At 32.5% G+C, this 19,399-nt stretch carries 12 protein-coding genes; 10 read left to right on the top strand and 2 right to left on the bottom strand.

The window, feature by feature from the left end:
- Positions 1–14 precede the first annotated feature (14 nt).
- From KLA_RS14950 to KLA_RS14905, 10 genes are all read left to right on the top strand, one after another.
- The gene (locus tag KLA_RS14950) at positions 15–1,265 is read left to right on the top strand and encodes an efflux RND transporter periplasmic adaptor subunit (RefSeq protein ID WP_034646709.1); all 1,251 of its coding nucleotides are present in this window, start codon (positions 15–17) and stop codon (positions 1,263–1,265) included.
- 115 nt (positions 1,266–1,380) lie between these two features.
- Entirely contained in the window at positions 1,381–2,082 is a 702-nt protein-coding gene (locus KLA_RS14945; RefSeq protein ID WP_013620748.1) for an ABC transporter ATP-binding protein, read from the top strand.
- Positions 2,083–2,138: 56 nt separating this feature from the next.
- The gene (locus KLA_RS14940; protein WP_034646707.1) at positions 2,139–4,496 is read left to right on the top strand and encodes an ABC transporter permease; all 2,358 of its coding nucleotides are present in this window, start codon (positions 2,139–2,141) and stop codon (positions 4,494–4,496) included.
- Positions 4,497–4,524: 28 nt separating this feature from the next.
- On the top strand, positions 4,525–6,957 hold the full coding sequence (locus KLA_RS14935) for an ABC transporter permease (RefSeq protein ID WP_034646706.1): 2,433 nt from the start codon (positions 4,525–4,527) through the stop codon (positions 6,955–6,957).
- Positions 6,958–7,132: 175 nt separating this feature from the next.
- Positions 7,133–9,562 carry an ABC transporter permease gene (locus KLA_RS14930; protein WP_034646704.1) on the top strand — a complete coding sequence of 810 codons (2,430 nt, stop codon included), beginning with the start codon at positions 7,133–7,135 and terminating at the stop codon, positions 9,560–9,562.
- Positions 9,563–9,591: 29 nt separating this feature from the next.
- A complete protein-coding gene (locus KLA_RS14925; protein ID WP_034646701.1) occupies positions 9,592–10,344 on the top strand; it encodes a head GIN domain-containing protein in 753 nt (250 codons plus the stop codon).
- A 10-nt stretch (positions 10,345–10,354) separates the two neighbouring features.
- Positions 10,355–12,769, top strand: coding sequence for an ABC transporter permease (locus tag KLA_RS14920; protein ID WP_034646699.1), 2,415 nt, complete (start codon positions 10,355–10,357; stop codon positions 12,767–12,769).
- A gap of 177 nt (positions 12,770–12,946) precedes the next feature.
- Complete coding sequence (locus KLA_RS14915) at positions 12,947–15,334, top strand: ABC transporter permease (RefSeq protein ID WP_034646697.1); 2,388 nt, start codon at positions 12,947–12,949, stop codon at positions 15,332–15,334.
- 23 nt (positions 15,335–15,357) lie between these two features.
- Complete coding sequence (locus KLA_RS14910; protein WP_034646695.1) at positions 15,358–17,802, top strand: ABC transporter permease; 2,445 nt, start codon at positions 15,358–15,360, stop codon at positions 17,800–17,802.
- 12 nt (positions 17,803–17,814) lie between these two features.
- Positions 17,815–18,477 carry an ABC transporter ATP-binding protein gene (locus KLA_RS14905; protein WP_013620740.1) on the top strand — a complete coding sequence of 221 codons (663 nt, stop codon included), beginning with the start codon at positions 17,815–17,817 and terminating at the stop codon, positions 18,475–18,477.
- Positions 18,478–18,593: 116 nt separating this feature from the next.
- Here the strand turns inward: KLA_RS14905 and KLA_RS14900 are convergent, their stop codons facing one another.
- Together KLA_RS14900 and KLA_RS14895 are read right to left on the bottom strand one after the other, a co-directional pair.
- The gene (locus KLA_RS14900; RefSeq protein WP_034646693.1) at positions 18,594–18,980 is read right to left on the bottom strand and encodes a hypothetical protein; all 387 of its coding nucleotides are present in this window, start codon (positions 18,978–18,980) and stop codon (positions 18,594–18,596) included.
- The gene (locus KLA_RS14895) at positions 18,977–19,396 is read right to left on the bottom strand and encodes a GreA/GreB family elongation factor (protein WP_034646691.1); all 420 of its coding nucleotides are present in this window, start codon (positions 19,394–19,396) and stop codon (positions 18,977–18,979) included. The genes KLA_RS14900 and KLA_RS14895 overlap by 4 nt, the downstream gene beginning before the upstream one ends.
- Positions 19,397–19,399: the final 3 nt, after the last annotated feature.

Below are 19,399 nucleotides of genomic sequence, written 5' to 3'. Positions count from 1 at the left end.
CAATTACAACATAAATGGATATTCAATTAGAAAAGAAAAAAGGATTACGCCCAAAACACTACGCATACATTGCAATTGGGCTAGTAGTAGCTTTTGCAGCATATAAAATAATATGGAGCAGTTCTGTGTCTACGTTTAGAACAGAAAAAGACAAACTATCTATAAGTACAGTTACACAAGGTAAGTTTGATGATTACATAACCATTAACGGTAGTGCAGCACCAATAGCAACCATTTATATGGATGCTTATGAAGGTGGTAGAGTTACAGAAAAGCTGATAGAAGAAGGTGCAATGGTAAAAAAAGGAGATATTATTTTAAAACTAGAAAATAGTAACCTTTACGAACAAATTTTAGCTAGTGAAAGTAACCTAGCACTAAAACAAAACGATTTAAGGTCTACCAAATTAACCTTTGACTCTAGGCAAGTAGAAGGGCGTAAATCTTTAGCAACAGCCTCTTACGAGCTAACACGCTTAAAACGTAATTATGAGCAAAACCAAGAGCTTTACAAAGACGGTTTAATCTCTAAAGAAGCTTTTTTAACCGCAAAAGAAAATTACGAGTTATCTTTAAAACAGCATAACATTGTAAAAATACAAACAGAGCAAGATGATAAAATGAGGAGAACATCATTAGCTGGTTTAGATACAGATTTAAACAGAATGCAAAAAACCTTATCTATGGTTTATGAGCGTTTAGACCATTTAAATGTACGTGCGCCAGCAGACGGTCAATTAGGATTTTTAGATGCAGAAATTGGGCAAAGCATAAACCAAGGTCAGCGTATAGGACAAATAAACGTACTAACAGACTATAAAATAGAAGCAGAAATAGATGAGCACTATATAGACCGTGTAAAAAGAGATTTAAACGCCTCTTTTGAGCGTAACGGTAAAACATACAACCTGCGTTTACGCAAAGTGTACCCAGAAGTTCGTGGTGGTAAGTTTAAAGTAGATCTAGTATTTACGGCAGAAAAACCAGAAAATATACGTGCCGGACAAAGTTTTAATGTAAAACTACAATTAGGGGCCTCATCAGATGCACTTTTAGTATCTAAAGGTAGCTTTTTTCAAAGCACAGGAGGCCAGTGGATTTTTGTAGTAAGCCCAAACGGTACAGAGGCATTAAAACGTAACATTAGAATAGGCAAGCAAAACTCTAAATATTACGAAGTTTTAGAAGGGCTGCAAGCTGGTGAAAAAGTAATTACCTCTAATTACGACACTTTTGGAGAAGCAGAAAAAATAGTTTTAAAATAGGGTGTTCCCTACGGGCGGGCTTTACGTTGCAATCTTTTTTAAGAAAAATAAAAAAGGATTTACACTACAATCCCTAACACAAGATATAATCACATTAAAAAAATCAATCAACAAAATGATACAAATTAAAGACCTTAAAAAAAGTTTTAGAACAGAAGAAGTAGAAACCTTAGCACTAAATAGTGTAAACCTAAATGTTGGTCAAGGAGAGTTTGTTGCCATAATGGGGCCATCTGGTTGTGGTAAATCTACCTTACTAAATATAATAGGTATGTTAGACAACCCATCAGAAGGTAGTTACCAATTTGCAGGTCATGAAGTAGGTGGTTTAAAAGAAAACCAACGTACCGGTTTGCGTAAAGGCAACTTAGGTTTTGTTTTTCAGAGTTTTAATTTAATAGATGAGCTTACTGTTTTTGAAAACGTAGAATTACCACTTATCTATTTAAAAATGAACAAAGCAGAACGCAAGCAAAAAGTAACAGAAGTTTTAGAGCGTATGAAAATTGCACACAGAGAAAAACACTTTCCGCAGCAATTATCTGGTGGTCAGCAACAACGTGTAGCCATTGCCAGAGCAGTAGTTACAAATCCCAAATTAATACTTGCAGATGAGCCAACAGGTAACTTAGACTCTAAAAACGGTATAGAGGTAATGAACCTGTTAACCGAGTTAAACCAAGAAGGTACAACAATAGTAATGGTAACACACTCAGACAGAGACTCGCATTACGCACACAGGGTAGTAAACCTTTTTGACGGCCAAATAGTAACCGAAAGTCATAACAAACCTTTTGAGGCAGTAGCATCAAAATAAGTAGAGTTCATCATCAATCAAAATCATCAATCAATTAATCAAAATAGCCAATCACCATGTTCAAAAATTATTTTAAAATTGCATTTAGGAGCTTATTAAAAAATAAAGGCTATAGTTTTCTCAACATATTTGGGTTAGCAATGGGCATAACCTGTGCTAGTCTTATTTTTTTATGGGTAGAAGATGAGGTAAACTACGATGCAATTTTCCCTAATAAAGAACAGGTGTACTATTTGCCAACAAACCAGCAATATAATGGTGAGTGGCGTACGTTTACATCTACTCCAGGACCTATGGCAGAAGCTTTAAAAAAAGAAGTGCCAGGCATAGTAAATGCAACAAGAGTTAGAGATGAAGAGCATCTTTTTACCATAGATAAAAAATCGTTTTACAAAAAAGGATATTACGCAGATAAAGACTTTATAAACATATTTAGTTTAAGTTTTATACAAGGTAATGCGCAAACAGCATTTGGCCGTACAAATGCCATAATACTTACCAATGAAACTGCATCACAATTTTTTGGAGAAGGCAATAATGCTATAGGCAGAATTTTAAAAGTAGACCAAACAACAACGTATACGGTAACAGGTGTAGTAGCAGATTTTCCGGAAAATGTTACCGTAAAATTTAATTGGCTTGCACCTTTTGAGCCGTATGCAAAAGATAAAGAGTATTTGCAAGAGTGGGAAAATAACTCAGTAGATACCTATATACAATTAGATAAAAAAGTAGATGCGGCAGTAGTAAATACTACTGTAAAAAAGTTTTTGCAAACCAAAGTAGAGGATAGTGATACCTATGCTTTTATGCATAGTATGCTAGACTGGCGTTTACGAGATAATTTTGAAGGCGGAGTACAGGTTGGTGGTAGAATAGTGTATGTAAATTTATTCTCTGTAATTGCTTGGATTATTTTAATAATTGCCTGCATTAATTTTATGAACCTTTCTACAGCACGTAGCGCTAAAAGAGCTAATGAGGTTGGTGTGCGTAAAGTTTTAGGCGCTGGTCGTAAACGCTTAATTTTTCAATTTATAACAGAATCTTTAGTTATTTCAAGTATAGCAACGCTGGTAAGCATATTGTTAGTGTTTTTAGTATTGCCACAATTTAATATCATTATAGAAAAACAATTGGGAATGGGGTTAACTAATCCTATACACTGGTTAGTTTTACTTGGTATAACTATTTTTTGTGGTGTTTTTGCAGGCTGCTACCCAGCATTTTATTTGTCTTCGTTTTTACCTGTAACAGTTTTAAAAGGTATTAGTAGCAACCAAAAAGGTTCTGTTTTTATTAGAAAAGGATTGGTTGTAACCCAGTTTGCAGCTTCAATAGTACTAATAATATGCACTATAGTGGTGTACAAGCAAGTACAGCACGTAAAAAACAGACAGTTAGGGTATAACAAATCTAACCTTATAACAATGAATGTAAGGGGTGATATGGTTAAAAATTATACCGCTATAAAACAAGAGATGCTTGCTACAGGTTTAATAGATAATGTGGGTTTAAACAGTTACAACACACTGTCTATAGGTAATAATGGATCTGGAGCAACTTGGTCTGGTATGGCAGATGAAAATAATGAAATGCTTATATCATTTAGGTATATAAATTCAGATTTTCTTTCTACTGCAGGTATGGAGATTATTGATGGCAGAAACTTTAAGCCAAAACCAGAATTAGACAGTGTAAATTTTATAATTACAGAGTCATTTGCAAAACTAATAGATCCTGTTTCTGCAGTAGGTAAAAGCATTTATTTTGGAGAGGATAGGTATAATGTTGTTGGTGTAGTTAAAGACTTTTTATATGGTGATATGTACGGTAAAAGCGATCCTGTAATTTTTCTTAATGCACCTACAGAGGCACAATATATGTATGTGCGTATTGCTAAAACTGCAGACACTAAAAATGCAATAACAGCAATGGCAAGTGTTATGCAAAAAAACAATGCAGCTTTTCCGTTTGAGTATGAGTTTGTAGACGATGCGTTTAACCAAAAGTTTAAAAGCGAAATGTTGGTAGGTACATTATCTAAACTATTTGCAATATTAGCAATACTTATTTCTTGTTTAGGCTTGTTTGGTTTAGCCGCATACACATCAGAACAAAGAAGCAAAGAAATTGGAGTACGTAAAGTTTTAGGTGCTAGCGTAGCTAATATAGTAAACCTACTTTCTAAAGATTTTATAAGACTAGTTATTTTGTCTATTGCTATAGCCATACCGCTGGCTTGGTGGGCAATGTCTAGCTGGTTACAAAGTTATGCTTACCGCATAAACATACAATGGTGGATGTTTGCTTTGGCAGGCTTAGGAGCCATTACAATTGCTATGTTAACTGTAAGTTTTCAGGCAATAAAAGCAGCTATAAATAACCCTGTAAAAAGCTTGCGTACAGAGTAACACATCATCAATCAAAAAACAAGTAGTTATGTTTAAAAATCAATTAAAAATAGCGTGGCGTAGTCTTAAAAAAAATCCGTTACAAACAGGTATAAATATTCTTAGTCTTACTGTAGGCACAATATGTTGCTTAATAATAATATCATATGTTAACGCACAATTTGGGTATGATACGCACCATAACGATGTTGCTTCTGTATACAGAATACGTACTAAAATAAAGTCAATAAGTAACAACAGTATAAATGCAGATGTAGCTACAAGTAGCCCTCCAATAGCTTTTGCTTTAAAAGAAGATTTTCCTGAGGTGGTAGATGCTTGTAGAGTTGTTTATTTTGGTTCAGGAGAAGAAGCTCTCATTCGTAACCCTAAAAACAATCAAAGTTATTATGAGAGTAAGGGGTATGTAGCCGATTCTACCTTTTTTAAATTTTTTAATTATACAGCCGCAGAAGGTAATTTAGCCACAGCCTTAGAAAAACCAAATAGTATTGTTTTATCTAAAAAACTAGCTTCAAAATTATTTCAAGATGAAAATCAAATTATAAATAAAACATTGGTTATTGGTGCAGGAGAAGATCAATTTAATGCAACCATTACCGGAGTTTTTAATGAACCAACCAATCCAACGCATTTAAATCCTAATTACATACTGTGTATGAACTCGACTGGCATTGGTGAATACACTAACAATATTAGCAATTTTGCAACGCAAAACTTTGCGTACAGTTATATAAAACTAGGAGCCAATGCCAGCAAAACCAGTTTAGAAAAAAAGTTGCCTAAGTTTTTACTAGATCGTGGAGGAATTGATTTGGCTGATATGGGTTTTGATAAAAAATTACTATTGCAATCTGTTACAGATATTCATTTGCACTCTAAAGGTATAGATAAGCAAATAGAAGAAGTATCTAATATAGAATATTTGTATGCATTATTGTTTTTAGCATTTATAGTACAACTAGTTGCCTGTGTAAACTTTATTAATTTAAGTACAGCCAGAGCTAGTAAAAGAGCAAAAGAAATAGGGGTAAGAAAAGCCATAGGAGCGCAAAAAAGCTCATTGGTACAGCAATTTTTAAGTGAGTCTATTTTAATTGCATTTTTAGCAGTATTTATTAGTATACCTATAGTTTTATTATTGCTTCCGGTTGCTAATGTATTAACAGGTGGCAACATAGAGCCAGAACATATATTAAATCTTAAAATTTTATTGTTGTTGGGATCTATGGGTTTGTTAACAGGTTTAATAGCAGGTGTTTACCCTGCATTGGTGTTGTCTTCTTTTAAGCCATCTAAAGTACTAAAAGGGGCAACAGAATTACAATCTAATAATGGTTTGTTAAGACGTAGTTTGGTTGTTTTTCAGTTTGTAGTATCAATAGTTTTAACAGTAAGTGTTATAATAGTATCACAACAACTAAAGTTTGCCAAGCAAAAAGATTTAGGCTTTAACAAAGATAATTTGCTAGCAATACGTTTAGGTACCCAAGAGTTACAACAAAATTTTAGTGCCATAAAATCACAACTACAAGGAGTATCTGGTGTTAGTTCTGTTACAGGGAGTAATAATTACCCATCTAGATCTATTATGGGAGATATGGCAATGCGTTTACCTAGTCAAGATGATAATAACCTAACCTCTGTTTTTTACAATGGTATTACTCCTAATTATTTAGAAACCATTGGAACCAAAATTATTAAAGGTCGTAAGCTTAGAGAAACAGACTCTACAGGTATATTGGTAAATATGGCAACGCTAAATGCTTTTAATATTGATATAGAAAACGCCTTAGCAGCTACAATTGTTAGCAGTTATGGTAGTGAAACAGAGAATTATGAAATTGTGGGTGTAACAGAGAATTTTCATTTTGAAGATTTTAAACAAGCAATTTCACCTATGCTTATGTATAGTGAAACAGAACCAGATTGGATAGTTGCTAAGTTAGAAACCAACAATTTAAAAAGTGTTTTGAGTGGTTTAGAGGCCAACTGGAAAAAAGTGAATCCGTATGCGCCATTTGAGTATGTTTTTGTGGATAAAGAAACCGAAAAGTTATACGCAGAAGAACAAAAATTATCTAAAATATCTATAGCATTTACCATTTTGGCCATTTTAATTAGTTGTTTAGGGTTATTTGGTTTGGTGTCTTATGTTGCAGAACAAAAGAAGAAAGAAATTGGGATACGTAAAGTTTTAGGTGCCAGTGTAAAATCTGTTGTACAGTTATTAACCAAAGATTTTTTAAAGCTAGTATTGGTTGCGTTTGTAATTGCATCTCCTATAGCATACTATTTTATGCAAAATTGGTTACAAGATTTTACCTATAAAATTGAAATTAAATGGTGGGTGTTTTTATTAGCAGGTGGTTTTGCAATGCTAATAACAATTGTAACTGTTGGTTTTCAGTCTATAAAGTCTGCAATAGCAAACCCAGTTAAAAGCCTACGTACGGAATAGTTCTTTTTTAACGTACAAAATATGGACAGTCTGTGTAAATTTTTTTTACAGTTGTATCAATTTTTTAGTTAAAAATAATGCGTAAGTATCTGTATATTAGTATTTTGATATTTTGGCATAGAATTAGGGTATTAGTAAGCATCAATCAAAAAACGAACAGTAAAGAATAAAAATTATGTTTAAAAATCAATTAAAAATAGCATGGCGTAATTTAAAAAATAACCTGTTTTTTACATTTTTAAATGTATTTGGCTTAGCTATAGGTGTTGGAGGTGCGCTACTAATTTCATTATATATTTATGATGAGCTTAGTTATGATAAAATGTTTGCAGATGAAGCGCTAATTCATAGAATAAATGCAGATATAAAATTTGGGACATCTTCTAATAATTTAGCTGTTGTAACGCCACCAATGGCATCAGTTTTAGAAAAAGAATACTCAGAAGTACAGTTGGCAACAAGGTTAAGAGGTTGGGGCGGAATGTTGGTGCGCCAAACAAATTCTACTAAAAATATAAAAGTTAATGGCAATGCTTTTGCAGATCCTTCCTTTTTTAAAATGTTTGGACTAGGCTTATTACAAGGTAATACAGAAACAGCATTGCAAGAGCCAAATACTATTGTAATTAGTGAATCTACAGCAAAAACACTTTTTACAGAAGAACAAGTAATAGGTAAACAAATAGTTTTAGATAATGATGAGGTATATACGGTAACAGGAGTTATAAAAGATTTTCCTAAAAACTCGTTTTTAAGAGATTATAGTATGCTTATGTCTATGGCTAGTAACCCAAATGCAAAAGAAGTTACTTGGGGCAGCAACAACTTTAGCACTTTTGTAAAGTTAAACCCTAATACTAACATAGCTAGTTTTAATAAAAGGTTGCAAAATGTTTTTACAAGTTATGTTGTGCCCTATGCACAAAAAACATTTGCGCCTACAATGACGGTAGAACGCTTTAAAAGCGAGGGTAACTCTTATGTTTTTAGCACTATACCATTACGTAAAATACACTTACACTCAGACCGTGTAGCAGAATTAAACCCAAACAATAGCATACAAAATATTTATATTTTATCATTTATAGGCTTGTTTTTAGTGGTTTTGGCCAGTGTAAATTTTATGAATCTTTCTACAGCTCAATCTCTTAAAAGAGCTAAAGAAGTTGGTGTTCGTAAAACATTAGGTTCTTCTAAATACCATTTAATAAAGCAATTTTTAATAGAGTCTGGTTTGGTGGCTTTTATAGCATTAATTTTTGCTGTCTTGGTTACTTTTTTAGCATTGCCATATTTTAATGACTTAGCAAATAAAAGTATAGAAATTCCGTTTTTAAATCCGTTTTTTTGGATTTCACTTTTGGTTTTCACACTGTTTTTAGGATTACTTTCTGGTAGTTATCCAGCATTTTTTATGTCAAAATTTAAACCAGTAACGGTATTAAAAGGAGGAGGTAAAACAACAGGTACTGGCGGAAAAATAAGAAACGGATTAGTCGTTTTTCAATTTGCAATCTCTGTGTTTTTAATGGGCAGTACATTAGTGGTTTTTCAACAATTACAATATATAAAAGGGAAAGATATTGGTTACACCAAAGAACAGGTTTTGGTTTTAGATGATGTATATGCTGCTGGTGAGCAAGTAACATCTTTTAAGCAAGAAATAGAGAAACTAGCAAGTGTAAAAAGTGTGTCGTTAACAAGTTTTTTACCAACGCCATCTAACAGAACAGACCAATCTTTTACGGTAAAAGGAAGAGCTGTTGAAGATGCTGTAGTACAAATGCAAAAATGGGATGTAGATGAAGATTATATTTCTACACTAAATATAAATTTATTAGCAGGAAGAAACTTTGACCCTAAGTACAAAACAGACTCTACTGCTATTATAGTAAATGAAACAACATTAAACAGATTAGGAATTAACCCAACGGATGCTATTGGAATGGCATTGGTAGATGATTCTGATAATATAGAATATAAAGTTATTGGCGTGGTTAAAGATTTTCATATCTCTACATTACGTAATACAATAGACCCTGTAAGCTTTAGGCTAAGTCGTAGAGTAAGTAGCAAATTAGTAGTAAAGCTAAGTCAAGGAGATTTTGCTAAATCTATAGCAAGTATGGCTGGTTTGTGGGCAAATGTAGCCTCAGAACAACCATTTAATTATTATTTTTTAGACGATTCTTTTAATGATGTTTATAAAGCAGAAGAGCGTTTAGGTAAAATATTTATTGCTTTTACCATTTTATCAATTTTAATAGCTTGTTTGGGGTTATTTGGTTTAGCAACATTTAACGCAGAAAAGCGAATTAAAGAAATAGGAGTACGCAAAGTGCTAGGAGCAAGTATAAGTAACATTGTATACAAATTAACATTAGACTTTTTAAAACTAGTAGCAATATCTATAGTAATTGCTATACCATTGGCTTGGTTTGTTATGACAAAGTGGTTAGAAGATTTTTCATACCGAATAGAAATTAACGGATGGTCTTTTATTTTAATTGCAGTGTTGGTGCTTATAATTTCTATTGTAACAGTAAGCTATCAAAGTATAAAAGCAGCAATATCTAACCCAGTAAAAAGCTTACGAACAGAATAAAATCATCAATCAAAAAATAAATAGAATCTATGAAAATCAATCAAATTAAAATAGTAACAGCACTTTTTTTAGTAGTAATGACTATGAGTGTTAGGGCACAAGTAAGTGAAAAAAAAGTAGCATCGTTTAACAAAGTAATTGTTAGTCCGCATGTGCAAGTAACTTTTATAGAAGGAGAAACAGAAAGTGTAATAATAGAAAGTAGCACGGTAGCAGAACATAAGATAAATGTTGAGGTTTCTGGGAAAACTTTGCGCTTGTATTTAGAAGGGGCAAAAGAGTTTACAAAAAGCGAAAAAACATATAAAAATGGCTACAAACAGCGTACGTCTATCTACAAAGGTACCGTTGTAAAAGCTGTTATTACTTATAAAAATATAGAAGAATTGTCTTTAAGAGGAGAAGAAACTATAGTGTGTAAAAGCCTGTTTGCCCAAAACAAATTACGATTAAAAATTTATGGTGAATCTCAAGTGTTTTTAAATGATACAGACCTTAAAGAATTGCACGCTACTATATACGGAGAAAGTTTTTTAGAACTTAAAAAAGGTAGTGTAGAAAACCTAAAAATTACAGCTTACGGAGAAACTAAAATTAACACTTTAGGCATAAAAAATGACAACACAAAAATTACAGCTTACGGTGAGGGTAGTTACCGTGTACAGGTTTCAAAAAAATTAAAAGTTACAGCTTATGGTGAGGCAACCGTTGCTTACCAAGGAAATCCAGAGTTAAATAAAGGTCTAATTATTGGCGAAGCAACTATTCAGAAAATACAGTAATACTAAAGTTATGTTTAAAAACCATATTAAAATAGCCTGGAGAAGTCTTAAAAATGAAAAACTTTTTACTGCAATTAAAGTTGGAGGTTTTGCTGTTGGTATTGCAGCTTGCTTGTTAATAACTCTTTTTATTAAAGATGAGTTAGGATATGATCAACACTATAAAAACAAAGATGTAATATACAGAGTTGTTCTGGAAGGAAAATTTAACGGTGAGGTAATGAAAAGTGTTCATTTTCAATTGCCATTTGCAGATGCTTTAGTATCAGATTTTCCAGAAATTAAAAAGGCAGCAAAAGTAAATGCGAGTGAGCTTTTTGGAGCAGGAAAAAGAGGCCTTAAAATTGCCGGTGAATCTCAAAATAAGTTAGAAGACGGTTTTATATTTGCAAATCAAGATTTAATAGATGTTTTAGAAATTGATATAGTACAAGGCAATAGTGGTACTGCATTAAGCGCTCCAGGAAAATTGGTGATTTCAAAAAGTAAAGCCGATATTTTTTTCCCTAATGGAGATCCAATAGGAAAAAATATTATTTTAGACAATAACACGTCTAAGCCCTATACTATTAGTGCTGTAATGGCAAATAGACCCCCAAACACCCACTTAAAATTTGATTTTTTACTACCTATTGAAGATACAAATATGAACTGGACAAACCAGAACTATTTTACATATATCTTGGTAGATAAAAAAACAAATATAAAAGAACTAGAAAAGAAGATGTTTTCTATAATGGAAAACTATGTAATACCAGCACAAAAAGAAAGAGGAAGAGCACCAGATTTTTTAGAAGTACTAAAAACTATAAAATATAAACTACAGCCTGTAGAGGATATATATTTAAAGTCCGACCTAAAAATGGGAGACGGTTTGCAACACGGAGATATTAGATTTGTATGGCTTTTTGGGGCTATTTCTGGCTTTATTTTAATATTAGCTTGTATTAACTTTATAAATTTATCTACAGCAAAATCTGCTAACAGAGCTAAAGAAGTTGGACTACGCAAAACTATAGGGGCTTATAAAAGTAACTTGGTTTCTCAATTTTTAACAGAGTCTGTTTTATTTAGTGTTATTTCATTTGCGTTAGGAGTGCTTTTGGCCTGGGTATTATTACCTTCTTTTAATGCTATAGCATTAAAAAATGTAAGTATGCCTTGGCAATCTATTTGGTTTATACCAATAATAGTTTTGTTTGCGGTTATAGTAGGTTTATTGGCAGGACTTTATCCTGCATTTTATTTGTCTGGTTTTAGACCAATAGCAGTATTAAAAGGCAACCTAAGTATAGGTAGTAAAAGCGGTAGATTACGTAGTGGGTTGGTTATTTTTCAGTTTGCAACATCTGTAGTACTAATAATAGGTACGCTAATTATTTACAAACAAATGAACTTTATACTCACTAAAGAATTAGGGTATAATAAAGAGCAAATAGTTGTTTTAGAAGGAGCATCAATATTAGGAAATAAAACAGAGAGCTTTAAAAATCAATTGGTACAGCTACCTTCTGTAAAAAAGGCTACTGTTAGTAGTTATTTGCCTATTAAAGGAACAAAAAGAAATGGAAATACATTTAGAAAATCTACAGCAGGTAATGAAGAAAAAGGAATTGCGGCACAAATATGGCGTGTAGATTATGATTACATTTCAACTCTAGGTATGGAAGTAAATAATGGTAGAGATTTTTCTGAAGACTATGCCTCAGATGCTATAAATTCTATTATTATTAATGAAAAAATGGCAACTGAACTTGGGTATAAAAACCCAATAGGGAAGCAAATTTCTAATGGTGAAAATTGGACGATTGTTGGTGTCGTTTCAGATTTTCATTTTAAATCATTAAAAGAAGATATTACACCTTTAGCACTTGTTATTGGTAAAGATACAGGTATAATTTCTTTAAAATTAAGCGGCACTACCGTTAATGAAGCTTTAACCGAAATTGGTGCAGTTTGGGATAAAAATGTGCCCAACCAAGCTTTTAATTATACTTTTCTAGATCAGAAATTTGCTCAAATGCACCAAGATGTTAAACGTATGGGTAAAATTTTTAACAGCTTTGCCTTATTTGCCATTATGGTTGCTTGTTTAGGGCTATTTGCCTTGTCTGCTTTTATGGTAGAGCAACGCCAAAAGGAAATAAGTATAAGATTGGTTCTAGGCGCTCCTTTTAAAAGCATTTATAAATTAATTACACTAGATTTTTTAAAGCTTATTTTTATAGCTATGCTAATAGCTACACCAATAGGCTGGTATTTAATGAGTAACTGGCTGCAAGATTTTGCTTATAAAATAAATTTAAGTTGGGGAATTTTTGTAGGTGCTGGCTGTATTGCTTTATCAGTTGCAGTAGTAACCATAAGTTATCAAGCAATAGGCGCTGCTTTATTAAAGCCGTTAAAGAGTTTAAGAGCAGATTAGTTCTTTTTTAACGTACAAATAATGGACAGGTTATGTAAAATATTTTTACACTTTAATTTTAGTTAATTTTATTCTATCAACATAAATAGCTGATAATTAGATTGTTGTCTTTTTTGGCACAGAATTAGAAAACGATATTGTATCAATCAAAAAAACTACAGCTAACAATTTAAAATTATGTTTAAAAACCATATTAAAATAGCATGGAGAAGTCTTAAAATGGACAAAATGTTTTCGGCATTAAATGTTTTAGGGTTATCTATTGGTTTAACAATTGCCATTTTACTTTTTGCATTTATTACTTTTGAGAAAAGTTATAATACACAGTATAAAAATTACGCAGATACGTACAGAGTATTAGTTAATACTACCGGAGATGCTTTTGATAAAGAAATTATGGCTACTGCACCAGCTGCAGTTGCGCCAGCTTTAAAAGAAGAATTGCCTGCAGTAAAATATGCTGCTAGAATGTTGCAACACAGCTTTGGCGAAACAGCCTTTATAAAAGCAAATAATAATAATTTTTTAGAAAAAAGATTATTTTGGTGTGACCAGGAACTTTTTTCAATTTTTGATACTAAATTTATTAAAGGAGATCCTGCTTCTGCAATAACTAGGCCTAATACTGTTGTATTATCTAAAAGTGCTGCACAAAAATACTTTGGCACTATAGACCCTATGGGGAAAACCATAAAAGTAGATGATAAAACAGAATTAGAAATAACTGGTGTTTTTGAAGACTTTGCCAAAAACAGTACTGTAGATTGTAATTTAATAGCATCATTTAGTACAACATACTTTTTTAAAGAACCAAGCTGGAGTAACTCTAGTTTTGAAACGTATGTTCAGTTAAAAGACAATGCATCTAAAGTGGCTTCTGAAAATCAAATGCAGCAAATTTTAGATAAAAATGTAGACAAGCAAGGACAATGGTATACACTTTCATTACAACCATTATCAGAAGTACATTTATATTCTAAAGATTACACAAGTACATATACATCTAGAATTGGTAGTATTTCTGAAATTAAAAACTTATCGTTTTTAGCATTACTTATTTTACTTATTGCTTGCGTTAATTATATGAATTTAATGACTGCACGTTCTCAAAAAAGAGCAAAAGATGTGGGTATAAATAAAACACTTGGTGCATCATCTAAAAGCTTAGTTGGCAGGTTTTATGCAGAAACAGGTTTACTAACTTTAATTGCATTGTGTATTGGTGTAGTATTATCTATTGCAATTATTCCTATTTTTAATACTATAACAGGTGCTAGTTTAGATTATAAGTTTCTTATGGCTCCAAGCTTTATAATTGGTGTATGTATTGTTTGGTTGGTTACTACCTTGGTTGCGGGTTCTTACCCTGCTTTTTACTTATCGGGTTTTTCACCTAGCGCTATATTAAAACCAGCAAACAGAACCGTAAGTAACGCAGTTATTAGAAAAGCATTGGTTGTATTTCAGTTTACAGCTTCTGTGGTTTTAATTGTGGGTGTATTAGTGGTGTACCAACAGTTAGAGTTTATGAAAAATAAAGACTTAGGGTACAAGCCACAAAACGTTGTAGCTGTTTCTACGGCTGCAATTAAAACTTATAATAAAAAACAAGCTTTAGCTAACGAGGTTAAAAAATTAAGCTCGGTTATAGAAGTAGGCGCTGCACAGGGCTTCCCTGGTATGGATGTTAGCGGAAGATCTTTACATAAAAACGACCAAGATGAAAACGGAAAAAGTATACAAACCAATGTAGCAGATGCTAGCGTTTTAGATGTATTGCAATTGAAGCTTTTAGCAGGTAAAACATTACCAAGTGTAAAACAAGAAGGAGATACGCTTGTAGATGTGGTTTTAAATAAAAAAGCAATTACCTATTTAGGATTAACACCAGAAGAAGCTATTGGTAAAAAAGTAGATATGCAGTTGGGAGACGATGCTACAATAATTGGTGTTGTAGACGATTTTAATTTTGAGTCTTTACACAAGCCAATTGGTGCTTATGCTTTTCATAACAGTAGGTTTGAAGGCAAACCTTACTTGCTTGTTCGTTTTAATAGTGCATCTGTAACTAGTACAATGCAACAGTTAGAAGGTGCCTATGCTAAAGTTTCACCAGACTCTAGTTTTGACTATACTTTTTTAGATAAAAATATGGAGCAATTGTATGAGCAAGACCGTAAAACTGCAAAGGTAGGACTACTATTTTGCTTGCTTGCTATTTTTGTTGCTTGTTTAGGGTTATTTGGGCTAGCAGCGTTTACGGCAGAACAGCGTAAAAAAGAAATAGGAGTGCGTAAAGTTTTAGGTGCAAGTGTGTTAGGTATAACAAAAATGTTGTCGGCAGATTTTTTAAAGCTAATTGTAGTATCTATAATTGTTGCCTTTCCTGTAGCGTATTTTATTATGCAAAAATGGTTAGAAACGTTTGCCTTTAGAGTAAGTATAGGATGGCTTGTATTTTTTGTAGCAGGTATGTGTGCCGTTATTATAGCGCTAATAACAGTAAGTTTTCAAGCTATTAAAGCAGCAGCTGCAAACCCAGTTAAAAGCTTAAAAGCAGAGTAAATTATAACCTATAAATAATAATTATGATTAAGAATTATTTTAAAATAGCGTTTAGAAATCTATGGAATAATAAGCTCTTTTCTTTAATTAAGATTAGTAGTTTGGCTATTGGCCTAAGCGTGTCTTTTGTTATAGGTTTAATGGTGTATTACGATTTTACTTTTGATAAATTTCATCCAGATAAAGATTATATATACAGAGTAACAACAGAGTTTGTAACACCAGAAGGGAGTTTTTACAATCCGGGAGTTTCATTTCCTTTGGGTGATGCCTTAAAACAAAACTCGGCTAGTTTGGCTGCTGTTGCCCCTTTTTTAACTACGTATCCGTTACACATAAAAAATACAGTTACAGATAAAACATTTAAAAATCCGGATTATGTTATTTATGCCGATAAAGGTTTTTTTAATGTATTTAAATATAGATGGTTGGCTGGCTCTAAAGAAAGTGCGCTAGAGAGTCCAAATCAATTAGTACTATCAGAAAAAAGGGCTAAAAAATATTTTCCAAATACCAACTATACAGATATAATTGGTGCTCATATGGTGTATAATGATACCATAAATATGCAAGTAACTGGCGTGGTGGCTAATTTTACAGAGCGTACAGATATTGTTTTTGAAGAGTTTATTTCATTAAAAACAGCTCACCAGTCTGATATGACAAGTGCTGTATTAAGCAGTAATTGGAACGGAACAAACTCGGCCTCACAATTATTTATAAAGACAAGTAAAAATACTAAAGCCAAAAATGTACAGCTTACATTAAATAAGTTGGCAAAAGAGCATATAGACCCTAATGAAGAAGAGTTTGGAAATGAGCGTAAGTTTTATATGCAGCCGCTAGAAGAATTGCATTTTGATACTAACTATTACACTTTTGATTTTGACTCGGAGCCAGCGAGCAAATCGGTATTAGTAAGTTTAGGTTGTGTTGCTCTTTTTTTACTGCTGCTAGGTAGTATTAATTTTATAAATTTAAATACAGCACAGGCAACGCAAAGAGCAAAAGAAATTGGTGTTAGAAAAACACTAGGAGGCTCTAAAAAACAACTAATTTATCAGTTTTTAGGAGAAACTTTTTTACTAACCATTTGTGCTGCAATTGTGTCTATAGCACTTTCTTTTTGGCTGTTAAATATATTTGCAAACTATATACCAGCAGGTCTAAGTTCAGAGCTATTTACGGAGCCTACAGTTATTGTATTCATTATTGTATTGCTTTTAGTTGTTACATTATTATCTGGTTTTTATCCGGCAGTAGTACTCTCTCATTTTAAGCCAATAGCAGTATTAAAAAATCAAATTGTAGCGTCTAATGATAAAACATCATTACGTAAATACTTAACTGTTTTTCAGTTTATAATAGCACAGATTTTTATAATAGCTACGCTTTTGGTGGGGAAGCAAATATCATTTTTATTACAAAAAGATATGGGTTTTAAAACAGAAGCCATAGCATCTGTTAGAGCGCCTTGGTATTCTATGACGCCAGCAAAACAACAACGACTATTAACTAAAATTGAAGCAATACCAGAGGTAAACAAAATAAGTTTGGCAGAGTATCCTCCGGCTTCTTTTAGTACCAGTGCAACAAACGTTAGCTACTATGGTGATGCTAACGCACCAATACATACAGAATTACAATTATTATACGGCGATAAAAACTATTTAGACCTTTACGGAATTGAATTGCTTGCCGGTAGAAAGCAAAACAATGATAGTATTAAAGAGTTTGTGATTAATGAAACGTACTTGCGTTTATTGGGTTTTAAAAACCCTGAAGATGCTTTGGGAGAAATGATTAAAAGTGAAGGTGAAGAACACCAAATAGTTGGTGTTATGAAAGATTTTAATCAGCGTTCATTAAAAACTGCTATTAACCCATTAGCATTTATGGGTACAGGAGGTACAAACAGAAGTTTTAAAACGTTTCACATTTCTTTTGCCAATGTAAACGGAGAAAATTTACCCAATGCAACTAAAAAGTTAGAAAATGCTTGGAAAAGCGTATATACAGAAGAGCCTTTTGAGCTTATTTTTATGGATGACACTATAAAACGTTTTTATAGTCAAGAGCGTAAAACTGCTGTATTGTTAAATTGGGCAACAGGTTTAGCTATTGCAATTAGCTGTTTAGGTTTGCTTGGTCTTGTGGTTTATACTACAGAACGCAGAACCAAGGAAATAGGTATACGTAAAGTATTAGGAGCCTCTTTATTAGAGCTAAATCTGTTGCTAAGTAAAGAGTTTTTAAGCTTGGTTGCTATTGCATTTATAATTGCTGCGCCAATAGCCTATTTTGGTATAGATTATTGGTTGCAAGACTTTGCAAATAAAACTAGTTTAAGTTGGTGGGTTTTTGCAATTAGTGGTGTTATTATGCTAATAGTTGCAATGTTAATTATGGGCGTGCGCACCTACATATCATCTACTAAAAATCCAATAAAAAGTTTACGAACAGAGTAAAAAATACAAATTATGTTATTAGAATTAAACAATATATACAAATGGGTACAGTCTGGAGGACAAAAAATATTTTTGCTAAAAGACATCAATTTAAAAGTAGAAGAAGGCGAGTTTATTTCTATTATGGGGCCGTCTGGTTCAGGAAAATCTACCTTGTTAAATATTATAGGTATGTTAGATGTATTTAATGAGGGTGAATATAATTTTTTAGAAGATTCTGTACACAATTTAAAAGAAAAACACCGCTCTAACTTGTATAAACAGTACATTGGTTTTGTTTTTCAGGCCTATCATTTATTGGATGAACTTACCGTGTATGAAAATTTAGAAATGCCCTTGTTGTACAAGAAGTACAGCTCGTCTGAGCGTAAAGCATTGGTTGCAGATATGCTAGATAAATTTAATATTGTAGGTAAGCAAAACCTATTTCCTAGTCAGCTTAGTGGAGGGCAACAACAATTGGTAGGTATTGCTAGGGCATTAATATCTAATCCAAAACTTATTTTAGCAGATGAGCCAACAGGTAATTTAAACTCTAAACAAGGTGAAGAAATAATGGAGATTTTTAAAGAATTAAATAAAGAAGGCGTAACAATTATACAGGTTACACACTCAGAAAAAAATGCAGCTTATGGGTCAAGAACCTTACATTTATTAGACGGGAGACAAGTATAAAAGCTATAAAAAAAGAACACAACAGCCCCCACCGTTGTGTTCTATCTAGGCCTAAATGCAAAAACCTAGTTATAGTAAGAAGGATCAACTTATATATAAAAACCTTCTTATATAATTTATGCGGTTTTAAGTAAAATCAGAGAAAAAGTTTTGGTTTTGGTTTTTCTGTATTTGCGTATATGAGCTAAATATTCAGTTCTTTTTCTTTCGTGATTTTCAAGATAAAAAGCATCACACTCTACAGTGTCACATTCTAAATTGCCAAGTGTAGTATTGTTATATCTACGCATTTCTACTACCATTTCTGCATTTCCTTTTTGTAAATTATGCAGCTCTTGTTTTATAGTTTTTTGATTGGCAATACGACTTTCAATCTCTATTAAATACCCTAATTCTTCAGCAATAAACTCTAAATTACTTATCCAATTACGCAGCTCTTCTTTGTCTTTTTTCATCATTATACTGCGGTCTTCCTCGTGGTTGTAAAACAATTTTGTATTCATACCAATGTATTTATATCTATGTAATTATTTTTTTGTTCTACGTTGGTTACCGTAAGGGTTTTTTCTCCTGCTGGGAACTCCCATAAAAGTTTATCGCCCTTTGCGTAACCAATTACAGCAGTGCCCATAGGAGTTAAAATAGATAATTTTTTGTTTTTTAAATCACTATCAGATGGCTTAACTAACTGAAAACTCTTTTGCCATCCTTCATCTGCTGTAACTGTAACAATAGAGTTAAACCTAATAACATCTGTAGGCATATCTTTTTCGTCTTTTACAGCAGCAGTCTTTAGCTCATTATTAAGCTTAGCAATAGATTTTTTATATGTTGCATCTTTATGGTAACCAGACAGGTTCATCAACTTTTTAAGCAACACATATTCTTTTTTTTCAATAATTAAGCCTCCGTATTTCATTTT

It is taken from the genome of Cellulophaga geojensis KL-A, from assembly GCF_000568425.1.
Lineage (GTDB): Bacteria > Bacteroidota > Bacteroidia > Flavobacteriales > Flavobacteriaceae > Cellulophaga > Cellulophaga lytica.
This window is presented reverse-complemented; position numbering and strand designations above follow the sequence as displayed.

Excerpts from the sequence above, each read along its gene's own strand:
- KLA_RS14920 (WP_034646699.1), top strand. The coding sequence starts at position 10,355 with ATGTTTAAAAACCATATTAAAATAGCCTGGAGAAGTCTTAAAAATGAA.
- KLA_RS14915 (WP_034646697.1), top strand. The coding sequence starts at position 12,947 with ATGTTTAAAAACCATATTAAAATAGCATGGAGAAGTCTTAAAATGGAC.
- KLA_RS14910 (WP_034646695.1), top strand. The coding sequence starts at position 15,358 with ATGATTAAGAATTATTTTAAAATAGCGTTTAGAAATCTATGGAATAAT.
- KLA_RS14945 (WP_013620748.1), top strand. The coding sequence starts at position 1,381 with ATGATACAAATTAAAGACCTTAAAAAAAGTTTTAGAACAGAAGAAGTA.
- KLA_RS14950 (WP_034646709.1), top strand. The coding sequence starts at position 15 with ATGGATATTCAATTAGAAAAGAAAAAAGGATTACGCCCAAAACACTAC.
- KLA_RS14905 (WP_013620740.1), top strand. The coding sequence starts at position 17,815 with ATGTTATTAGAATTAAACAATATATACAAATGGGTACAGTCTGGAGGA.
- KLA_RS14895 (WP_034646691.1), bottom strand. The coding sequence starts at position 19,396 with ATGAAATACGGAGGCTTAATTATTGAAAAAAAAGAATATGTGTTGCTT.
- KLA_RS14930 (WP_034646704.1), top strand. The coding sequence starts at position 7,133 with ATGTTTAAAAATCAATTAAAAATAGCATGGCGTAATTTAAAAAATAAC.
- KLA_RS14935 (WP_034646706.1), top strand. The coding sequence starts at position 4,525 with ATGTTTAAAAATCAATTAAAAATAGCGTGGCGTAGTCTTAAAAAAAAT.
- KLA_RS14940 (WP_034646707.1), top strand. The coding sequence starts at position 2,139 with ATGTTCAAAAATTATTTTAAAATTGCATTTAGGAGCTTATTAAAAAAT.
- KLA_RS14900 (WP_034646693.1), bottom strand. The coding sequence starts at position 18,980 with ATGAATACAAAATTGTTTTACAACCACGAGGAAGACCGCAGTATAATG.
- KLA_RS14925 (WP_034646701.1), top strand. The coding sequence starts at position 9,592 with ATGAAAATCAATCAAATTAAAATAGTAACAGCACTTTTTTTAGTAGTA.